A 22132-nucleotide genomic window follows, 5' to 3' on the forward strand; every position below is an offset into this window, starting at 1 on the left:
AAAAGGATAAACAATGAAAGTAATCAGCTTTAACATCAATGGACTACGTGCGCGACTGCACCAACTCCAAGCGCTAATCGACAAACACCAACCAGATGTGATTGGCCTTCAGGAAATTAAAGTTCACGATGAAGCATTCCCGATTGAAGCTGTCGAAGCCATGGGCTACAAAGTGTATTTCCATGGTCAAAAAGCGCACTACGGCGTCGCAATGCTTTGTAAGCAAGAGCCTCTTCTCGTACAAAAAGGGTTCCCGACGGATAACGAAGAGCACCAAAAGCGCATGATCATGGCAACGTTTTTAAATGAAAACGGCGAAAAAATCACGGTGCTAAATGGCTACTTCCCTCAAGGGGATAACATCAGCCACGAAACAAAATTCCCATACAAACGTCAGTTCTATAAAGATCTGATGACTTACCTAAACGATCATCACAATAGCGACGAGCAATTGATTGTTATGGGTGACATCAACATTAGCCCTATTGATGCAGATATCGGTATCGGCGAACCAAACCGTAAGCGTTGGCTAAAAACAGGTAAATGTTCATTCCAACCGGAAGAGCGCGAATGGCTGAAAACCTTGCTAGATTGGGGCTTTGAGGACACCTTCCGCAAGCTATATCCAGAAGTGAACGATAAATTCTCGTGGTTTGATTATCGCTCTCGCGGGTTTGATGATAACCGAGGTCTACGAATTGATGTCATTTTGGCGACCCCTTCCCTCGCGCAAAAATGTATTGAGTCGGGTATCGATTATGAATTGCGCGGTATTGAAAAACCTTCAGACCACGCTCCAATTTGGTCGACGTTCAAGTAATACATAACTGAGCAATAAGCGGGACTCAACGCTAAGCTTACCCCATGAAAAAGGGAGACTCTGTCTCCCTTTTTCATGCAAGTTACTTTCTACTCAGCTAGTTCAGCGGCCAAACCGTTTGACCATCAACACTGACTGGCGTTTGAGCAAATTCGTTCAGACAGTAGCCGGTATTGCTGCTTGCAAAGTAAGTGAGAGGCATCGGCGGTAGATTCAGCGCCACAACCTGTTGTTTCGCTTTTTCTGTAAACGAGAAGCCCCACATATCTAAATAGCTCGTCATGTCTCGCTGAGAGATGTAGCTCAGAGCAATAAGCAACCAGTCGTTGTTTGAGATGCTATTTGCCTCTTCACGAGAGTAGTTGGCGAAACCAATACTCAATCGTCTCTCATTCCAAAGCGCATCATCCGATTTCAAGCGGTTAAACTCACGTTCAATCAGGTGCAATCGCGCCAATAAATGCCAACCATTTTGCAGTACACCTTCATGCTGCGTCGCCATCATCATTTGAATGTAAACGCGAGCTCCCCAACTCCAACCAGTTTGATTTCGCGCTGCCATGTAAGCGTTTGGATCCGCTTGAGTTCGGCTTGCTTGCAATAATTCAAACTGGCCTTTGAAATCTAAGCTTTGGCAAGTTGAAACTTTCCCCGTATTCTGGAAGAAACGAGACTTACTGTAATACGAGTAGTAATTGGTCGTTGAATGCCCTTCCCAGCCTGCAAATCGGAATCGACCTTTTTCCAAGCCATGACCAAGCTCATGTAAATCACCGTGACCGAGTGGGCTGAATGACCAGTAAGCATCGTATGGGTTACCAGAACAGCCGTAACCACACGTCGCTTGGTCAGCGTTCATATGCTTCACCATATCAATATTGGCGATTTCCCAACCTTGATTTTTGGCATACTGGATAATTTCCGGAACCTCATCGATACCCGGCCCTTGGAAACCAGCCAAGACATGTGGGTAGTTATGAACATACTCTTCTGTCGCCAGGGCCATTTCAGCTGGTGTCGACCACATCTCATCGTTGACAGATTCAAGCATTTTGTCGCGTTTAGAGTGTACCTCAAATCCAGGCGTGATCAATTCAGCCCAATCGAACAAATTCGCTTCAAGCTCCTGAATAAACGCATCGTTATCCTTTTCACTTCTCCATACAGGGTGTTGCGCTACATGGCTAAATGTTAGAGCTACTGGTACATCATTATTGTTAAAGTTAACCTGGATAGGCCCGCCATAAGGTGAAGTCAGCGTGATGGTTTCACCCGGCTTCACCTCATAGGCGAAAGAAGTCAGCATTTTTGGTCGCGTGTATCCATCTTTGCTGAACTCATGAGTTGCGCCACTCCTTAAACTGTTGATGACAATTTTAGTCGTCACTTCACTACTGTCATTGCGCGTGACCGTAAAGGTCTCCCCAGGAAGCGCATACACACCAGCAGAGCGGAAGTTACGCTTTGATTCCATATTAATCGTTGCGCTGATTCTCTTTACTTCAGGGCTAAACTCACTACGGCTGAAGTTCCCCATATTTGGTTGTTTTGGGTTTACGCTTCGGCTGTTGTATTGCACGTAATCGGCAAAGTACGACTTTAGGAATTCGGTCGTTTGGGTTGACTGTTTGTCCATTGGGAAGACAACCGTTTGACGATAATGATCAGCCAGCAATACCATGAGTTTTTCGTATTGGTAGCCGTCTTGATTAAACAAATCTACTTTTTGTTCATCAAGCTTTTGCAACCGATGGCGAATACTGTTTGCCCCTGCATAAAATTGACTTTCCATATTCGCAGTGTCAGGACAAGATTTGTCATCACACTGTGACAAGTCAACATTGAAGTTTTGAGATTCAAAACGAGACAACAGCGCTTGTTGCGTAGCAACAGAGTCTGGCACGAAGTTCATGAGTGATGAAGGCGCCCAATCAACCAAGCCTAACTTACGCCAATAGTTATCTCCCACATAATCAACATGGAATTTTTCCAAAATGTCTCGGCCAAGTTCAGTTAGTCCTCCATCCCAATGCAGGTATAGAACAGGAATTTGGGCTTGCTCAGCGTATGCCAGAGCATCGAGTACTTGTTGGTTGGTGTCGCCAGATTGCAGATGCTGTGACAAGATCAATAAGTTTGGAGTATTGGTTTGCAAGCAGCTAAGTAGCTTCGAACCATCGCATAGGTTGGCCTCGTTAAACGCCAACTCTTGTGAAACATTGTCTTTCAGCCAATTCCGAGTCGCTTGCTCATCAGGGAAGTAATAAGACTGATCCATTTGCGCGATGACAACGTTTGAAGTAGTTCCGCCTGACAACCAAGTGACCAGGTTGCTTAGCCATTGAGTCATCGCTGCATTCGAAGACTCGGGAAAGCGTTGTGCCGTTCTAAATGGGTTACTACCTAATAGCGCATAACGTTGACCATTAGCTTTTTCTCCAGCAACGCCAATTGACAACGCCTGATCTTTATAACCGTTGGCCATGGCCTTGTTGGTCATCAAGATGGTGTCGTTGAACCCATACTGAGGTGCCAAGATCGCTGCATCATGGGTTGGATCCCAATAAAGGCCAGAAAGGTTTTTCGCAATTGCAGATTTGATCGTATTCGACTGTTTCTTGTGCCCTTCCACAACTTGCCGACTTTCTCGAATGAAATCGTTCGGGTCAGAAACGAGCAGAGCATTACCAGTATCCAGAGCTTGTTGAACTGGAGCTGGCGTTGGTTTTACTTGAGCATTAGATTGTGACTCTCCCTCTCCCCCACCACATCCAGTGGCAACGGCGGCAAGGCCCAACGATAGAATTGTTTTTTTCATTTTTACTTACTAAACAATGGGTTTATCAAATATTAATGTAAGCACATGAATAAAAAGAAATAGTCTTTTGTATCGGTAGGAAAAATAGGAATGAAGATAACAAAATCATCAAAAAGCAATGGTACCCATTCCGATACCATTGCTGACATTAATTATTAACTTAAAGGACGTAGGTATGCCAAGAAGCGCTTCTCTGCCACTTTAAAGCACCACAAGATCATAAATGTCAGTGCCATGTAGAACAGCCCCGCCGTAAGGAAAGATTCAAATGGCGCATAGTAACGTGAGTTAACTAAGCGCGCAGCGCCAGTTAGATCCATAATGGTAACGATACCCGCGACCGCACTACCGTGCAGCATGAAAATCACTTCGTTTGAATAAGCTGGTAATGCTCGACGCAGTGCACTAGGCAAGATAATACGTCTGTATGTCATAAACTTACTCATCCCATACGCTTTGGCAGCTTCTACTTCACCTTTGGGCAAGCCATTAATCGCACCACGAATAATTTCTGCTGTATAAGCCGACGTATTAAGAATAAAAGCGACTAAAGCACAAAACCAGGCGTTTTCCCACAAGGTATCTTTCACAGGAAAGAACTGATCCATACCGTAATAAATCAAATACAACTGGACCAACAACGGTGTTCCACGGAAAAAGTAAATGAATCCCCAAGAAGGTAAGCTAAAGGCATAATTCGTACTATTACGTGCCACAGCTAATGGAATCGAGACACACAAACCGATAACCAACGCTAATCCTACCAGCCAAACTGTCGTCCAAAGTCCCTGAAGATAAGTTGGGAAGCTTTCAATAATCAAAGAAAAATCCATAACTTACCTCGCATGAATACTGAACTTACGCTCAACAAGCTTGAGTAGCCCGGTCGAAACACTGGTAAAAAACAGAAAGATGAGCGCGACAGCCATGTAAAAGGTAAACGGCATTTTCGTCGTACCTGCCGCCAACGAGCTCATTCTCACCATGTCATCCAGGCCAATGATGGAAACTAACGCAGTGGTCTTGAGTAACACTAACCAGTTATTACCAAATCCAGGTAATGCATGACGAATCATCTGAGGCAGTAAGATTCTTCTAAACGATAAGGCTGAGCTCATACCATAAGCTTTCGCCGCTTCTAGTTCACCTTTGTCCACCGCCATGATCGCTCCGCGAAAAGTCTCCGCCATGTAGGCACCAAAGATAAAACCAATCGTGAGTACACCTGCAATAAATGGGCTGACATCAATATAGTCGGGTAAGTAAGACGTCCATTCATGGTTTGGATCACTCGAAGCAAACCACTCATTGAGCGTTTCGTTAATGGAGTACAGGCTATTGTTTAAAAGTATTTGTCCACCAAAGAAAATCAGCATCATCAGAACCAAATCAGGAATGCCGCGAATGACGGTGGTGTAAAGAGTGGCAATCGCCCTTGCCCATTTGTAAGGCGCTAACTTAGCTAATGCGCCAAGCATACCTAAGATCACGGCAAGAAGGAGTGAAAGCACTGCAACTTCTATCGTTACTAAAGCCCCTTTTAAAATCGAAGCTTCGTATCCTTGTAAATCTAGCATAGGTGAGTTCCTAATCCCTAAACTCAAAAAATCGACCGTTGACTACTTCTAGGAACAAGCCAACGGTCGCTTAATTACGGTTTATTCACCGTACACATCGTAGTTAAAGTATTTACCAGCAATTTCTTGATAAACACCTTTCTCACGTAGTGAAATTATCGCCGCGTCCAATTTCTTCGTTAGATCTTTATCTTGTTTACGCACGGCAATACCAAAACCTTCACCGAACCACTTAGGATCGGTCAATGACGGACCAACAAACTCGTACGCGTCGCCGCCCGCTTTATTAAGCACACCTTCTTCTAGAGCAGAGGCGTCTCCCAATACAGCGGCAACACGACCATTGGCTAAATCTAGGTAAGCCTCATCAAAAGAACCGTAACGAACAATCTCTACTTTATCGCCATAGTTATCTGTCAGATATTTGTCGTGTGTTGTTGCACGTTGAACGGCGATTTTCTTGCCATCTAGGTTTTCAAAATCCAGATTCGCACCCTTCTTGGCAATAAATTTGTTTGGAATCAGTGCGTATTTGCCAGTGAAATCGACTTTCTTCTTACGTTCTTCAGTAATAGACATCGCAGCGATGATTGCGTCGTACTTACGCGCTAATAGAGAAGGAATGATGCCATCCCAATCTTGCGCGACAATCTTACATTTCACTTGCATTTCTTCACAAAGCGCGTTGGCCATGTCTACGTCGAAGCCTTTCAGAGAACCATCAGTTTCTGTCCAGCTAAACGGAGGGTAAGCACCCTCAATGCCGAAGCGAACTGTTTTCCATTCTTTCGCTTGAGCGACACCAGATACTGCCGTTGCAGCGATCGTTGCTGCTAATAACCACTTTTTCATTTCCATACTCCTGTGATTGCTATTTTATTTCGTTTTGTTTGTTGTGCTGGCTTAGGAGGCAATAGTCTGCCGCCTAAAAATATTAGTAAATGGATGAGATAAACTGCTGTAATCGTTCTGAATCCGGGTTTGTAAATAGCTTAGCTGGATTTCCCTGTTCTTCCACTAAGCCTTGATGCAAGAACATCACATGGTTTGATACGTCTCGCGCAAATGCCATCTCGTGCGTGACCACCAGCATGGTTCGTCCTTCATCTGCCAAATCTCTCATTACCCCTAATACTTCCCCAACAAGTTCTGGGTCAAGCGCAGAGGTTGGCTCGTCAAACAACATCACTTCAGGGTCAACTGCTAGCGCACGGGCAATAGCGGCACGTTGCTGCTGACCGCCAGATAAGTGCCCAGGATAATAGTCTTTACGCTCATATAGGCCTACTTTCTTAAGCAAGACTTCTGCGTTTTCAATCGCTTGGGCTTTTGGTACGCCTAGAACATGAACAGGGGCTTCAATCACGTTTTCTAGTACTGTCAGGTGTGACCATAAGTTGAAACCTTGGAACACCATCGCTAGACGTGAGCGAATACGTTGCACTTGCTTTTCATTAGCAGGAACGGATTCCCCTGCTCGGTTGTTCTTCATTTGGATTAATTCACCATTCACCCAAATTTCGCCTGCGGTAGGCGTTTCTAGCAAGTTTATACATCTAAGAAAGGTACTCTTACCAGAACCGGAAGAGCCAATGATGGAGATGACATCTCCTTTGTGCGCGGCAAGAGAAATTCCCTTGAGAACTTCATTTTGTCCAAATGTTTTGTGCAGGTCTTTTATATCTAGCGCTGGTACATCATTCATGCGCTCTACTCCCTGTGTTTTTGTCACTGCAATTAAGGGACTCCGCCCTCTCTAATTCGGAACAAATTAGCACCACACCCTGAAACTTGCAACAAATTATTAACCTAAATAATTCGAATAGAAAGATACGATAGCCAAATTAATATGCAATATATAGCAACTTATTCTTCAAAAGCTGAATATTAAATATAAAAAAGCCCCTTTAGAAGGGGCTTAATAAATTTACAAAAGTGTTAAGACGCTACTTAACCAATACCATAAAATCAGATTTCTGAGCATTCGTATTGACCTTCTCAGAATCAACTTCACTGATCACAAGACCATCGTGATCCACTTTAAGATCGGTCACATCACCATGAGAGAAAAGAGAAACAAAGTCATAGCTATTTAGGTTTGCTTCAGCAGACTCCACGACAATAGATTGTGAGTAATCACTTGTAGAAGAAACTTTCAAATCTTGTTTCACACTGTCATCGAATGTGTAGTAGAACAACTCCGGAACAACGACATCACTCTCTAAAGTTGTAAATATCTTGTGTGTTACTCGGTGTAGTGTTCCAGAGTTAGACTCTGCACGATATGCAAGGCGGCTAAAGCCTTTATCTTGGTCAGTGAAAGCAAAACCAGTATCAATAGTTGAACCTCTCACCACATGCGACGCAGGCAGAGCATTTAGGTTGTAGTAAGCGCTTGGATCAATTGAGATATCCCAATTTGCGTCCTGATACATCTTTTGGTTCAGCGCTACCGTCCAACCATTGATAGGTTTTTCAGCTGCAACACTGTAAGTCCAAGTTTCCGTTTTTGGCTCAAGCGGGTGGTAGAACTTCGTCGTTGACATAGGTAGCTCTGCAACTTCGTAGTTGTAATCACCAACAAGTACACTGATGTCTAAAGTGTCATATTTGAAAGATGTTGGGTTCAAGATTGGAGAAGAACCATTCATGCCAACCAATGGCAATGGTGATTCACTCGACCAATCGCGAATACCATACTGGTGCAGTTCTGTTTTCGCTGCGTCTGCATATTGCAGCACGACTGTCGACTCCATCTTCGAACCAATTGCTCTTACATCTAAAGAATCAATAGAATAGGTAGGCTTAGACTCTTTCGCAATTTGAGATATGAAGTTGTACTCTAAGCCACCAGCCTCCGTTGCTTCATATTTAAGGTCAGTTCGGGTAGCCTTACGGAAGTTGCCATTTTTATTACAAGCAGACACCGCCTCTCGATTCATTGAGAACGTTGAGTTTCTAAGGTTATTGTCCTTTAAAAAGTCTCGACTGAAGCTGTTTGCCGTAAATACGGTTCCAGAAGCATCAAGCAACTGATAAGTAAAATAGCCGTCCTCAGGAATGTCTTCTAGAACAAATTTCAAAGTAGTGCCTGATGGGTAGATAAAGTCGCCTTGACGGACACCATTCTTGTCTGAATAGAAACCGACAACCTTACCTCCTGTTAGCTGTGCACTTACGGCTGGTTGATAGGTCAATACCTGCTCGATGCCATTGCCATCTACTCTACGGTCGTAAATAGTACAGCTGTCTTTTTGTGCATTTGTTTCACTAATGACATTTGGAGCTGCAAAAGTAAAAGTGAATGTAGTTCTTGGTGTGGAACCACCGCCGCCACCGCCACCGCCGCCACAACCGACCATTAACCCTGAGATGATTGCCACTAGTGGCAGTACTTTAAGCTGTTTCATGTCTTTTTCCTAAACTGAGCGGCAATGATTAGCCAAAAAAATCGTCTTTGCCCTGTAGAAAGCAAGAATAAAGCCAGCTTTATATAATCATCATGAATATTGATATTTACCCTGCATCCCAGAACGATAAGAGCAACAAATTCTAATTTTATGCAACTTGTGTAATGAAATTACACAAGATTTCACCATCTCATTCGCATGCCAGAAACTTTCTGTAGTTTTATTTCACAACCATTCTTAAAGTGATCTAAATCAATCACCCTAAATGGCTATCTTGCTAGACTCCTGCCAAAAGATGAGGATTTTTTTGTGCCTCAACACAATAAGTTATTAGCTATGCTTAGGCACAATGTCGACGTGTAACAAATCTAATAATAGCTAGCATAAGCGTGCCGCAGGATGCGGATTAACACAATTGAATGAAGAATTCATAACTTTTAAATATATGAGGAATCTATGTCAGACGCAGTTAACAAAACGCACTCTGATTCAGATATCGAGACCAAGAGCTACCGTGAGCTTCATCGTCCAGCATCTGAGTTCGCAAGCCGTTCAGACTACCTAGACCACGAACTACAAATTATGAAGCCGCGTCGTTTCGGCTTAAACTTGCCAGGTCGTGACTTCCGTTTTGAACTTGAAGATCTTGTTCCAGCACTTGCCGGTACGATTGGTATTATCGCGATGTACTCTGCGGTAATGATGTCTTGGGCTGAAGGCCTAACTGCCGCATGGGACCATGTTAACCTGGGCAAAGATTTCGCCATCGAAGTTGCCCGTGTAGAGATGCTCATCCCTGCACTTCTTTTCTGTGTACTTGCTTCTGGCTTTATTAACCCTAAAGCCAACCTAGCAGGTAACCACGGCCCAATGATCCCTCTTATTGGTACCATCGCGCTTGCTGGTGCTCACCCTCTTGCATTGGCAATTCTCATTGGTGTGTTTGGTTTAATTCTGAGCCTGTTAAAAGGTGGTTCAAAACTGGTTAACCTCACCTCTGAAGGTACGGCTGGTGGCCTTCTCATCTTCTTGGGTTTAACCGGAACGATGAGCCAAATTAATTCCATTCAAGCTTGGGCTGTTGGTTTGCAATCCGACACAGTTGCCGCAGGTAGCATGGGTTACATCGGTCTAATCGTTCTTGCGGTTACTATTGGCCTATACGCGTTCCTTGCTAAAGTGAACAAACGCTGGCTAGCAATCCCTGTTTGTGCCTTCACTGGCCTTGCAATCGCACTTGTTCTTGGCGCAGGCTTCGATATTAAATTCGTAACCGAGACGGGTCTTCCAAACCTAAACCCAATCTACTGGTGGGGTTCAACAGAAGAAGGTTGGATGCTTGGTCTTCCTAATATGGAACACTTCATTGCTTCTCTACCATTCGCAATTCTTGCTGTAGCAATGTGGTCTCCTGACTTCTTGGGTCACCGCATCTTCCAAGAAATGAACTACCCACGTAAGAGTGAAAAAGTACTGATGGACGTTGATGACACAATGACAATGTGTTCTGTGCGCCAAATGGTCGGTACCGCTGTCGGTGGTGGTAACATCACATCATCTTGGGGGACTTACATGATCCCAGCAGCAATCGCGAAGCGCCCTATTCCTGGCGGTGCAATCTTACTAGGTTCTCTATGTATTATTGTTGCAATCCTTGGTTTCCCTATGGATGTTGCTGTATGGCCACCAGTTATGCGCGTTGCTCTTCTCGTTGGTGTCTCTCTACCACTACTTGAAGCAGGCATGCAGATGGTGAAAGACTCAAAAGATTCACAAGCAGCAGGCATCTGTATCTTTGGTTCAGCAGTCGTTAACCCTGTTCTAGCTTGGGCACTAACTATGCTTTTAGATAACAACGGCTTAATTGGTGATAAAGAGCGCGCGTCTCGCTTGTCGTTTGTAGACAAGATTGTGATCCCAGTAAGCGTACTTATTATCTGTTTAGTTGCTATGCTTGCAGTTGGTATGCTTGAAGGCCAATATGGCATCCAAGCTTGGCTGTAAAGCTGACAGTTCAGAAAATGTGTGGGTAGCGCTAGTCGCTACCCCATTTTTATCGAGATTTTTGAGGATTTATTGATTTAGTTTAAGGTTTGCAAAAAAATTTTAGTTTAACCTCTAACTGTTGCTTAAAAAGAGAAACGTTAAAACTAGTGACAATATTTATAGTTTTGTAACTCGAACATTTAAATTTAAGACTATAAATATTGTTATTCATAAGAGTGTACTGTTCCCCTCTTTAACTTGGGGATAGCTGGCTCAACGGCGAAGCAGTACGTATTTTTTTCTACTAAAAAGGTAGGTATGTCATGGCAGAGCAATTTGCTAAAGCTTGGGAAGGTTTTGCTGCAGGCGACTGGCAAAACGAAGTAAACGTTCGTGATTTCATTCAGAAGAACTACACTCCGTACGAAGGCGACGAATCTTTCCTAGTTTCTGAAGGTACTGAAGCGACTAACAAGCTTTGGGCTAAGGTAATGGAAGGCATCAAACAAGAGAACGCGACTCACGCTCCTGTTGATTTTGATACTTCAGTTATCTCTACCATCACTGCTCACGATGCAGGCTACATCGAAAAAGACCTAGAAACTATCGTAGGTCTTCAAACTGACGCTCCTCTAAAACGTGCGATCATCCCTAACGGTGGTATCCGTATGGTTGAAGGTTCATGCAAAGCCTACAACCGCGAGCTTGACCCACAAGTTAAGAAAATCTACACAGAATACCGTAAAACTCACAACCAAGGCGTTTTCGACATCTACACTCCACAAATCATGGCGTGTCGTAAGTCTGGCGTATTGACTGGTCTTCCTGATGCATACGGTCGTGGTCGTATCATCGGTGACTACCGTCGTGTTGCTCTATACGGTATTGATTTCCTAATGAAGGATAAATTCGCACAGTTCTCTTCTCTACAAGAGCGTTTCGAGAACGGCGAAGACCTACAAATGACAATGCAGCTTCGTGAAGAGATCGCAGAGCAACACCGTGCTCTAGGTCAAATCAAAGAAATGGCTGCAAAATACGGTTGTGACATTTCTCGTCCTGCTGAAACTGCACAAGAAGCTATCCAGTGGACTTACTTCGGTTACCTAGCTGCTGTTAAATCTCAAAACGGCGCGGCAATGTCTCTAGGCCGTACGTCTACGTTCCTAGACATCTTCATCGAGCGCGATATCGCTGCTGGCCGCATCACAGAAGAACAAGCTCAGGAAATGATCGACCACTTCGTAATGAAACTACGTATGGTTCGTTTCCTACGTACTCCTGAGTACGATGATCTATTCTCTGGCGACCCTATCTGGGCAACTGAGTCTATGGGTGGTATGGGTCTTGACGGTCGTACGCTAGTTACTCGTACAAACTTCCGTTTCCTAAACTCACTATACACAATGGGTCCTTCTCCAGAGCCAAACATCACTGTTCTTTGGTCTGAGCAACTACCTGATGGCTTCAAGAAGTTCTGTGCGAAAGTGTCTATCGATACTTCTTCAATCCAGTACGAAAACGACGACCTAATGCGTCCAGACATGAACTCTGACGACTACGCAATCGCATGTTGTGTATCTCCAATGGTTGTTGGTAAGCAAATGCAGTTCTTTGGTGCTCGTGCTAACCTTGCGAAAACTATGCTTTACACCATCAACGGTGGTGTGGATGAGAAGCTAAAAATCCAAGTTGGTCCACAAATGCCGAAGATCGAAGGCGATGTACTGAACTACGATGAGTTGTGGGAGAAAATGGACCACTTCATGGATTGGCTAGCGAAGCAGTACGTGACTGCACTAAACGCTATCCACTTCATGCACGACAAGTACAGCTACGAAGCGGCACTAATGGCTCTACATGACCGTGACGTTAAACGTACTATGGCTTGTGGTATTGCTGGTCTATCTGTTGCGGCTGACTCTCTGTCTGCAATCAAATACGCAAAAGTTAAGCCAATCCGTGACGAAGACGGTCTAGCAATCGACTTCGAAATCGAAGGTGATTACCCTAAATTTGGTAACAACGACCCACGCGTTGATGATATCGCATGTGAACTTGTTTCTGTATTTATGGGCAAAATCCGTAAGCTTAAGACTTACCGTGATGCAATCCCTACTCAGTCAATTCTTACTATCACTTCAAACGTGGTTTACGGTAAGAAAACTGGTAACACACCTGACGGTCGTCGTGCTGGTGCTCCATTTGCTCCAGGTGCTAACCCAATGCACGGTCGCGATGAGAAAGGTGCCGTAGCATCACTAACTTCAGTTGCAAAACTGCCGTTTGCTGACGCACAAGATGGTATCTCTTACACATTCTCTATCGTACCTAATGCACTAGGTAAAGATGAGGGTTCACAACGCGCTAACCTTGCTGGTCTGATGGATGGTTACTTCCACCACGAAGCGGGTATCGAAGGTGGTCAACACCTAAACGTGAACGTTCTTAACCGCGAAACTCTAGAAGACGCCGTTAAGCACCCAGAGAAATACCCTCAGCTAACAATCCGTGTATCTGGTTACGCTGTTCGCTTTAACTCTCTAACTGCAGAGCAACAAGCTGACGTAATCGCACGTACATTCACAGAGTCTCTATAAGACTTTAATGAAATAACGTTTTAGTGATACAACAAAGGCTGATGCTTCTAAGCATCAGCCTTTTTTTATTTCTTGAATGAAAGTTGTGATATTGCGAAAGATTTTGCCCACATTCTTACGTATGATGCGAAAAAAGTTAGTAAATAAAGTATATGAAACTCAGTAAATTAATTGTTCTTACTCTTCTTTCTCCAGTTGCGATGGCATCTACTAAGTCTACGGTCTCTTTTACACTCGACAATGATGGTATTTTCGGCGTCGACCAAGACTACACAAATGGTATTTTTCTTTCCTACGCAACAGGCCAACTGAAACAAGAAAGCCAATGGAAATGGCTGAGTCTGGCTGACTCAGAACACGCCAATATCGATAAAATAGAGTTGGTTCTTGGCCACAAAATGTGGACTCCGAGCGACATTGAAGCGGATTATCCACTGGTCAATGATCGCCCATATGCGGGTTATCTACATACTGAGATCAACTATCTTTCTTTGACTGATGATAAGGCCGTCCGCTACAACTTCACCATCGGTGCAACAGGTGAAAGTTCGCTTTCAGAAAAAGCGCAAGAAATCGTTCACAGCATAACAGGCTCGACTGACCCACAAGGTTGGGATTACCAGATCGACGATAAAGTGGCGTTTAGCCTTGGCTACCGCGTATTTAATAAATTGATGCGCAGCGAAGAACAAAAAACGCAATGGGAAATCACCAACATTAACGACATCAATGCAGGTAACTTCCGTAGTGATGTCTCTCAAGGCGTCATGTTTCGTTGGGGTACAAACCTAGCAAGCAGCATCGGAGCCGCCAATATTAGTGTTGAGAGCCCGTTCTCAGCGAGTATGCTCGCACAGGATACTTCAAGCTGGTTCTTATTTACGGGGTTTGAAGGTCGTTACCGTTTCAATGACATGACCATCGAAGGCGATCGCCCTGGTATTCCTGAGCCATCCGCGCCATACGACGTCACACTGCAAAATTGGCAAGCAAGCGCCGTAGCGGGTGCAACTTGGTATAACCAAAATTACGGTGCAAGCCTAACCTTTACGATAAAAACGCCAGATTATGAAGAATCCCAAACTGATGTTTATGGGACAGGTTCCTTCTCTGTGTTCGCCTTTTTCTAAAAGCTGACTTATCCCTGTATCCGTACCAATCTAAATACAAGGCAAGTTCTCTCGTTTGGTATTAACCAACCCTGTGATCAAGCATTTATTTAGATTGGTCTATCTATTTTCTTTCTTCACATAACCTTGCCTTTAGTACCGACAAAGCTGTTTTAACCCTGCTTTTTGTAATAAAATAACAGCTAGAATTTACTAGTAATGAGAGCAAAAGATGTCAACAACTGGTCGTATTCACTCATTTGAGTCATGTGGTACCGTAGACGGACCTGGTATTCGTTTTATCGTCTTCTTGCAAGGTTGTTTGATGCGCTGTAAGTATTGCCACAATCGCGATACATGGGATACGCATGATGGTAAAGAAGTTACGGTTGAAGAGATCATTTCCGAAGCGAAAAGTTACCGCCACTTCATGAATGCATCAGGTGGTGGCGTTACTTGTTCTGGCGGCGAAGCGATGCTTCAACCTGAATTTGTACGGGACTTTTTCCGCGCAGCTAAAGCAGAAGGTATTCATACGTGCCTAGATACGAACGGTTATGTTCGTAAACACACTGATGTTATCGATGAAGTACTGGATGCAACAGACTTAGTAATGCTTGATATCAAGCACATGAAAGATGAAGTACACCAAGATCTCATCGGCGTATCGAATCGACGTACATTGGACTTTGCTCGTTACTTGCAAAAAATCGGAAAGAAAACCTGGATTCGATATGTAGTCGTGCCTGGTTACACGGATGATCCTGAAGCAGCACACATGCTTGGGGAGTTTATTAAAGATATGGATAACATCGAAAAGGTCGAGTTACTTCCTTATCACAAATTGGGTGCCCATAAATGGGAAGCATTGGGCTTAGAATACCCACTCGAAGGGGTAAACCCTCCACCGAAAGAAACTATGGACGAGATTCAATCCATTCTTGCGCAGTACAACGATAACGTAAAATACTAAGTGAACAGCAAGACTAACCTCTTTAAAATACCGGCATATTGCTGGTATTTTTTTAACTATACCTAAGTACCTTCAATGAATCTCTATGAGGTGATTTAGGTATAAAAAGAACAATAGAAATGATTGCGTTATGATCGCATAGGAAGGTAGTAACATGGATTGGTTTAACTTGGGCTCGCTGGTTGTCATACTTTGGATAGTACTCGCCTACTGTCTACCAGATTGGAAAAAAGTAGTTTGGCCCAAGCTTGAAAAAGAAAAAGCATTTCAGCACCTCGTTTTTGCAACACTCTTTTTTTTCAGCATCCTATGGGCAACTCAAGCAGGCGTAAAAGAAGGACTACAGATTCATTTTCTCGCGCTAACAACGCTGACGATGATGTATGGTTGGCGAATGGCCTTTCTAATCAGTATCCCCGCAATGCTGGTCAACCACCTGCTACATGATGTGTCGTTGTTGCAGTTACCCACGTCTTTAGTATTGTCTGCCCTGCTTCCTATTTTCATTAGTTACCTCGTCTTTCTTTTGAGTTATCACTACTTGCCAAGAAACATTTTTGTATTCATCTTCGTTGCAGGTTTTTTCAACGGCGCGATAACAGGAAGCCTGCATCTGCTGATTAACTCCTTTTACCATTTATCGGTTGGTCATTACGATTGGGAAACCATTCAACATAACTACTTTATTTTTGTACCGTTGCTTGCCTTCCCTGAGGGCCTATTAAATGGTATGTCACTGGCGGTTTTAACCGTATTCAAGCCAGAGTGGCTAAGAGTATTTTCAGACCGAGACTACATATACAATCATTACCATAAATAAGTGTTTTTAAACTGGTCAAAAGTGACAGTTCTTGCCATTTTTTAGTATTAAATATGTGTTGAGATCATGTTTCACTCATGTCTTAAGCGTTAACCTAAGCACATTAAAAATGTATTAGATATCTAGTGAGGTCATCATGGAAATGTCAAACGCTCAACGTTTGATTCTATCAAACCAATACAACCTTATGTCTCAACTTGATCCAAGTAATGCGGCCAAATACAAACGCTTACAAACGATCGTTGAACGTGGCTATGAGCTACAAATGCGTGAATTGAATAAAGATTTCGGCTGTCTCTCAGAAGCGGAGTGTCGTGAGATCATCGACGTTATGGAGATGTATCACGCGATGCAAGAATCTTACAACATGCTCGATACCGAAGATCGTAGCAAAGTGGATCAGCGCCGCTTGCAGTTTCTTGGGTTTGATATTGCTTCAGAGGCCCAACAAGTCCATTACGTACGCTTCCTTATTGATTCTGAAGGTCTGTACCCTCAATTTGATAAAGCAGACCATCACTTTAACAGCCAAATGCCAATGCTGGATAAATACCGTCGTATGCTACAAACTTGGCGCAACTGTCCTCGTCAGTACCATTTATGCGAAAACGAGCTTGCACAAATCTTCAGCGCATAAAATATTCGTCTACGAAAAGGAAAGCTCTCGCTTTCCTTTTTTATTTGCCCTGTCACAACCTTACCGCTGCTTTTCCGTCTTCTTACGCTTACCTTGTGCGATGTAGAGCAATGAATCACTGAGACCCTTCTGTCTTTGCCAAATATCTGATTTCTATTGCACCTATTCACGACATAAATTCATCTTCTGTGAAAGAGTGATTCAAATGTCACTTTTGCAATAAATTCATAATTGTTAAGCAAAATTGCAAATCCCCGACTAGGCTTAAGTAGAGAAAGGCTGTGATTGAAAGATTCATACCCACCGCTCACCGTTGTAATGAAAAAACTGTCCATAAAGCAAAGTCTTTGGTGTCGCCAATCTTACATTCTGTACGAACCAAATGTGATAACAGGACGTATATTCAAACAACAAGGAGCATAACAATAGGTGGGAAAGCCTGAATCAACGTTCGTCGGTAGACTGACTATTAAAGGGGAAAGCGACATGAGTATTTTCGACCACTATCAATCAAGATATGAAGCTGCAAAAGATGAAGAGATGTCGTTACAGGAGTTTCTAGCCCTGTGTAAGGATGACAAAAGCGCTTATGCTAATGCAGCAGAACGCCTACTGATGGCGATCGGTGAACCAGAGATAATCGATACGGCAAAAGACCCGAGATTGAGCCGCATCTTCTCGAATCGTGTTATCTCTCGTTATGAAACCTTTAAAGATTTTTATGGTATGGAAGATGCCATAGAGCAAATTGTGTCTTACCTAAAACACGCGGCGCAAGGTTTAGAGGAACGTAAGCAGATCCTTTACCTACTCGGCCCTGTCGGCGGTGGTAAGTCCTCACTTGCTGAAAAACTTAAGGCTCTGATGGAACAGATGCCTATCTATGTTCTTACTGCTAATGGCGAACGTAGCCCAGTGAATGACCATCCATTCTGTCTATTCAAAGCCACGGAAGACGGCGATATTTTGAAAAAAGAATATGGCATCGAGCAACGTTATCTTCGCTCAATTATGTCGCCATGGGCCGCTAAACGCCTTCATGAATTTGGCGGTGATATCACTAAGTTTAAAGTAGTGAAAGTTCGCCCTTCAATTCTCGATCAGATCGGTATTGCTAAAACAGAACCAGGGGATGAAAACAACCAAGATATTTCATCACTGGTTGGTAAAGTCGATATCCGCAAACTCGAACATTATTCGCAAGACGACCCAGATGCCTACAGCTACTCCGGTGCTCTGTGTAAAGCAAACCAAGGTTTAATGGAATTCGTTGAGATGTTCAAAGCGCCGATCAAAGTACTTCACCCACTATTGACGGCAACGCAAGAAGGTAACTTCAACGGTACTGAAGGTCTATCTGCGATTCCATTCGACGGTATGATTCTGGCTCACTCGAACGAATCTGAGTGGCAGACCTTCCGTAACAACAAAAATAACGAAGCCTTCCTCGACCGTGTGTACATTGTAAAAGTACCTTACTGTCTCCGCGTATCCGAAGAAGTGAAAATTTACCAAAAACTGCTTGAAAACAGTGAGCTGTCTCAGGCTCCTTGTTCTCCAAGCACGCTCGAAACTCTAGCGCAATTCAGTATTCTTTCACGCCTGAAAGAGCCTGAAAATTCATCCATTTTCTCAAAAATGCGCGTCTACGATGGTGAAACGCTCAAAGACACCGATCCAAAGGCAAAAAGCTATCAAGAGTATCGTGATTATGCGGGTGTCGATGAAGGCATGAATGGTCTCTCTACACGTTTCGCCTTTAAGATTTTGTCACGCGTATTTAACTTTGATCAAACAGAGGTGGCAGCCAACCCTGTACACCTGTTCTATGTGATTGAACAACAGGTTGAACGTGAACAGTTCCCTGCTGAAACGGCAGAGAAATATCTCGAGTTCTTGAAAGGCTACCTAGTGCCTCGCTACGTTGAATTTATTGGTAAAGAGATTCAGACCGCTTATCTCGAGTCTTACTCTGAATACGGTCAGAACATCTTCGACCGCTATGTCACCTACGCAGACTTCTGGATTCAAGACCAAGAGTACCGAGATCCAGAAACTGGTCAGCTATTTGATCGATCTTCACTCAACGCTGAGCTAGAGAAGATCGAGAAAACCGCTGGTATTTCTAACCCGAAAGATTTCCGAAACGAAATCGTTAACTTTGTGCTTCGTGCGAAAGCGAATAACAATGGTCAAAACCCGGTTTGGACCAGCTACGAAAAACTGCGCACAGTAATCGAGAAGAAAATGTTCTCCAATACCGAAGAGCTACTTCCGGTTATCTCATTTAATGCGAAAACCTCTTCTGAAGATCAGAAGAAGCATGACGACTTTGTCGCTCGCATGATGGAAAAAGGCTATACCGAGAAACAGGTTCGCCTACTTTCTGAGTGGTACCTACGAGTACGTAAGTCATCCTAACCCAGTATTGAGTTAGGTCGCTTGTGAAACATGAAGAGGGCTATTTCATGGCGCAATTTATAGACCGAAGGCTCAATGGCAAGAACAAGAGCGCTGTTAATCGACAGCGCTTCTTGAAGCGCCACAAAGAGCAAATAAAAGAGTCGGTAGCAGACGCAGTGAATCGACGCTCGATTACGAATACGGAAACGGGCGAAGACGTCTCTATCCCTCACAAAGACATCAATGAGCCGATCTTTCATCAAGGCAAAGGTGGTGTTCGCGAACGAGTTCATCCCGGCAATGACCAGTTCATTACTGGTGATAAAATTGAGCGTCCTAAAGGTGGCGGTCAAGGTAGTGGCTCGGGAGAAGGCAATGCCAGTCCAGATGGAGAAGGCCAAGACGAATTTGTATTCCAAATATCAAAAGATGAGTACCTCGATATTTTGTTCGAAGATCTCGAGCTGCCTAATCTAGAAAAAAACCAAATTGCCAAAATTACTGAATGGAAAACGCACCGCGCAGGCTTTCAAACTGCTGGTATCCCTTCAAACATTGCGGTAGTACGTTCGCTACAACAATCTCTTGCACGACGTACGGCAATGACCGCAGGTAAGAAACGTCTTCTCAAAGAGCTAGAAGATGAACTTGCTCGTATCAAAAACATTGAACCCGCTCAGCAGTTTGAAGAGAACCGCTTGAAGGCTGAAATTGAAGAGCTGCGTAAGAAAATTGAGGGGGTTCCATTTATTGACACCTTCGACTTACGCTTTAAAAACTATGAAAAACGCCCTGTACCATCTAGTCAAGCTGTGATGTTTTGTTTGATGGACGTATCGGGCTCGATGGATCAAGCAACGAAAGACATCGCAAAACGTTTTTACGTTCTGTTGTACCTGTTCTTAACTCGTACTTACGAGAATGTAGACGTTGTCTTTATTCGCCACCACACCCAAGCGAAAGAAGTGGACGAGCACGAGTTCTTCTACTCGCAAGAAACCGGGGGCACCATTGTATCCAGCGCATTGAAACTGATGGACGAAATCGTAAAAGAGCGCTATCCAATTGGACAATGGAACATTTATGCTGCGCAAGCATCCGATGGTGATAACTGGGCAGATGACTCGCCAAGATGCCGCGATCTATTAGTGAACAAACTACTGCCAAACTGTCAGTACTACTCCTACATAGAGATCACACGACGCTCGCACCAAACTTTATGGCATGAGTACGAAAAACTCACCGATGAATTTCCGAACTTCGCAATGAAAAATATTCGCTCTGTGGAGGATATTTTCCCAGTCTTCCGTGAACTATTCCAAAAAGAAACGGCGTAAGGAGGCTAGCGATGAGTACCGCAACGAAAAACCTCTCAGGAGAGGCGCCTAAGAAGCGTAATAGTAAAATGCTGCCTGATGGACCGGATTGGACATTTGAGCTGTTGGAACGCTACCACAAAGAGATTAAGCGTGTCGCACAACACTATCGCCTAGACACTTACCCTAACCAGATAGAAGTGATTACTTCCGAACAAATGATGGATGCCTACTCAAGTATTGGTATGCCCATCAATTACAACCACTGGTCGTTTGGTAAAAAGTTCATCCAAACGGAACAGAACTATAAGCATGGTCAAATGGGGTTAGCCTACGAGATTGTCATTAACTCCAATCCGTGTATCGCCTATTTGATGGAAGAAAATACCGTGACAATGCAAGCGCTAGTGATTGCTCACGCTTGTTACGGGCACAACTCTTTCTTCAAAGGTAATTATCTGTTCCAAACCTGGACGGACGCTAGCTCCATCATCGATTATTTGCTGTTTGCCAAAAAGTATTTAGCTGAATGTGAGGAGCGATATGGGGTACAGGAAGTGGAAAAACTGCTCGACTCCTGCCACGCCTTAATGAACTTTGGTGTGGATCGTTACAAGCGACCAGAGAAAATCTCCATTACCGAAGAGAAAGCGCGACAAGAAGAACGCGAGGCATACTTACAGTCTCAAGTGAATGAATTGTGGCGCACGGTACCAAGAGCCAAAACCAAAGAGGAAGATCTTAAAGAGCGATTCCCAAGCGAGCCTCAGGAAAACTTGCTCTACTTTTTCGAAAAGCATGCCCCGCTACTAGAGCCGTGGCAACGTGAAGTCGTGCGGATTGTACGCAAAATCAGTCAGTATTTTTATCCGCAAAAACAAACGCAGGTCATGAACGAAGGCTGGGCAACATTCTGGCATTACACCATTCTCAACCATCTTTACGATGAGGGTTTGGTATCCGAAAAGTTCATACTAGAGTTCTTACATAGCCATACCAGTGTGGTAGCTCAACCGCCTTATAATAGCCCTTACTTTAATGGTATTAACCCATACGCCTTGGGCTTTGCCATGTTCCGAGATATTAAACGTATCTGTGAAGAACCAACTGATGAGGACAAGGAGTGGTTTCCGGACTTAGCAGGAACAGATTGGTTAGATGCAGTACATTTCGCGATGCATAATTTCAAAGATGAAAGCTTCATTAGCCAATACCTTTCTCCGAAATTAATGCGTGATTTCAAGCTGTTTGCGATCAACGATGATGACCACAAAAACTTTATTGAAGTCGCCGCGATACACGATGAGATGGGTTATAAACGCATTAGAGAAACCTTAGCCGCTCAGTACAACTTATCTAATCTTGAGCCAAACATTCAGGTATTTAATGTCGATGTTCGTGGTGATCGCTCACTCACGTTGCAATACGTACCTCATAACCGAATCCCACTTGATGACAGTTATGAAGAAGTTCTGAAACACGTATACCGATTGTGGGGATTTGATGTCATTCTGCAAGAAGTAAAAGACACAGGTCACCGAGAAGTCTTAGCGACCTGCCCTAAACGGAATCAATATGACACAAACATCTAACTAATACTTGGATATAAGCAACAAAAAGGCTCCTAATTCAGGAGCCTTTCTCGTTCTTAATTCAATGTGAC

16 protein-coding genes are annotated in these 22132 nt (G+C 43.8%); 10 read left to right on the forward strand and 6 right to left on the reverse strand.

What is annotated here, in order from left to right:
• The first annotated feature begins 13 nt into the window (after positions 1 to 13).
• Positions 14 to 820: an exodeoxyribonuclease III gene (gene xthA / locus NL644_RS15755; RefSeq protein WP_114322520.1), complete on the forward strand. Its 807-nt coding sequence runs from the start codon at positions 14 to 16 to the stop codon at positions 818 to 820.
• Positions 821 to 917: 97 nt separating this feature from the next.
• Here the strand turns inward: xthA and NL644_RS15760 are convergent, their stop codons facing one another.
• From NL644_RS15760 to NL644_RS15785, 6 genes are all read right to left on the reverse strand, one after another.
• Positions 918 to 3638 carry an ImpA family metalloprotease gene (locus NL644_RS15760; RefSeq protein WP_114322521.1) on the reverse strand — a complete coding sequence of 907 codons (2721 nt, stop codon included), beginning with the start codon at positions 3636 to 3638 and terminating at the stop codon, positions 918 to 920.
• Between the two features lie 155 nt (positions 3639 to 3793).
• Positions 3794 to 4471: an ABC transporter permease gene (locus tag NL644_RS15765; protein WP_005390676.1), complete on the reverse strand. Its 678-nt coding sequence runs from the start codon at positions 4469 to 4471 to the stop codon at positions 3794 to 3796.
• Positions 4472 to 4474: 3 nt separating this feature from the next.
• A complete protein-coding gene (locus NL644_RS15770) occupies positions 4475 to 5215 on the reverse strand; it encodes an ABC transporter permease (protein ID WP_006742137.1) in 741 nt (246 codons plus the stop codon).
• An 81-nt stretch (positions 5216 to 5296) separates the two neighbouring features.
• The gene (locus NL644_RS15775) at positions 5297 to 6067 is read right to left on the reverse strand and encodes an ABC transporter substrate-binding protein (RefSeq protein ID WP_054867730.1); all 771 of its coding nucleotides are present in this window, start codon (positions 6065 to 6067) and stop codon (positions 5297 to 5299) included.
• An 82-nt stretch (positions 6068 to 6149) separates the two neighbouring features.
• Positions 6150 to 6920 (reverse strand): ABC transporter ATP-binding protein, encoded by a 771-nt coding sequence (locus tag NL644_RS15780; protein ID WP_005378438.1) that lies wholly within the window; start codon positions 6918 to 6920, stop codon positions 6150 to 6152.
• 241 nt (positions 6921 to 7161) lie between these two features.
• Positions 7162 to 8625: a hypothetical protein gene (locus tag NL644_RS15785; protein WP_054867728.1), complete on the reverse strand. Its 1464-nt coding sequence runs from the start codon at positions 8623 to 8625 to the stop codon at positions 7162 to 7164.
• 456 nt (positions 8626 to 9081) lie between these two features.
• Between NL644_RS15785 and NL644_RS15790 the strand changes: the two genes are divergently transcribed.
• The 9 genes from NL644_RS15790 (at position 9082) to NL644_RS15830 (ending at position 22061) form a co-directional block, all read left to right on the forward strand.
• Positions 9082 to 10629 carry a DUF3360 family protein gene (locus NL644_RS15790; protein WP_005390668.1) on the forward strand — a complete coding sequence of 516 codons (1548 nt, stop codon included), beginning with the start codon at positions 9082 to 9084 and terminating at the stop codon, positions 10627 to 10629.
• Between the two features lie 305 nt (positions 10630 to 10934).
• Positions 10935 to 13211 (forward strand): formate C-acetyltransferase, encoded by a 2277-nt coding sequence (gene pflB, locus NL644_RS15795; protein ID WP_114322523.1) that lies wholly within the window; start codon positions 10935 to 10937, stop codon positions 13209 to 13211.
• 152 nt (positions 13212 to 13363) lie between these two features.
• A complete protein-coding gene (locus NL644_RS15800) occupies positions 13364 to 14341 on the forward strand; it encodes a lipid A deacylase LpxR family protein (protein ID WP_181869458.1) in 978 nt (325 codons plus the stop codon).
• Between the two features lie 211 nt (positions 14342 to 14552).
• The gene (gene pflA, locus NL644_RS15805; protein ID WP_005390663.1) at positions 14553 to 15293 is read left to right on the forward strand and encodes a pyruvate formate lyase 1-activating protein; all 741 of its coding nucleotides are present in this window, start codon (positions 14553 to 14555) and stop codon (positions 15291 to 15293) included.
• A 154-nt stretch (positions 15294 to 15447) separates the two neighbouring features.
• Complete coding sequence (locus NL644_RS15810) at positions 15448 to 16113, forward strand: energy-coupling factor ABC transporter permease (RefSeq protein WP_006742143.1); 666 nt, start codon at positions 15448 to 15450, stop codon at positions 16111 to 16113.
• A gap of 136 nt (positions 16114 to 16249) precedes the next feature.
• Positions 16250 to 16750, forward strand: a complete 501-nt coding sequence (locus NL644_RS15815) for a YfbU family protein (RefSeq protein ID WP_047008538.1) — start codon at positions 16250 to 16252, stop codon at positions 16748 to 16750.
• Between the two features lie 486 nt (positions 16751 to 17236).
• Complete coding sequence (locus NL644_RS15820) at positions 17237 to 19171, forward strand: PrkA family serine protein kinase (protein ID WP_005390658.1); 1935 nt, start codon at positions 17237 to 17239, stop codon at positions 19169 to 19171.
• Between the two features lie 47 nt (positions 19172 to 19218).
• Complete coding sequence (locus tag NL644_RS15825; protein ID WP_005390656.1) at positions 19219 to 20490, forward strand: YeaH/YhbH family protein; 1272 nt, start codon at positions 19219 to 19221, stop codon at positions 20488 to 20490.
• An 11-nt stretch (positions 20491 to 20501) separates the two neighbouring features.
• Positions 20502 to 22061: a SpoVR family protein gene (locus NL644_RS15830; protein WP_006742146.1), complete on the forward strand. Its 1560-nt coding sequence runs from the start codon at positions 20502 to 20504 to the stop codon at positions 22059 to 22061.
• The last annotated feature ends 71 nt before the right edge of the window (positions 22062 to 22132 follow it).

This window comes from Vibrio sp. Y10_XG_PY6 (genome assembly GCF_024181795.1).
Classification (GTDB): domain Bacteria; phylum Pseudomonadota; class Gammaproteobacteria; order Enterobacterales; family Vibrionaceae; genus Vibrio; species Vibrio diabolicus.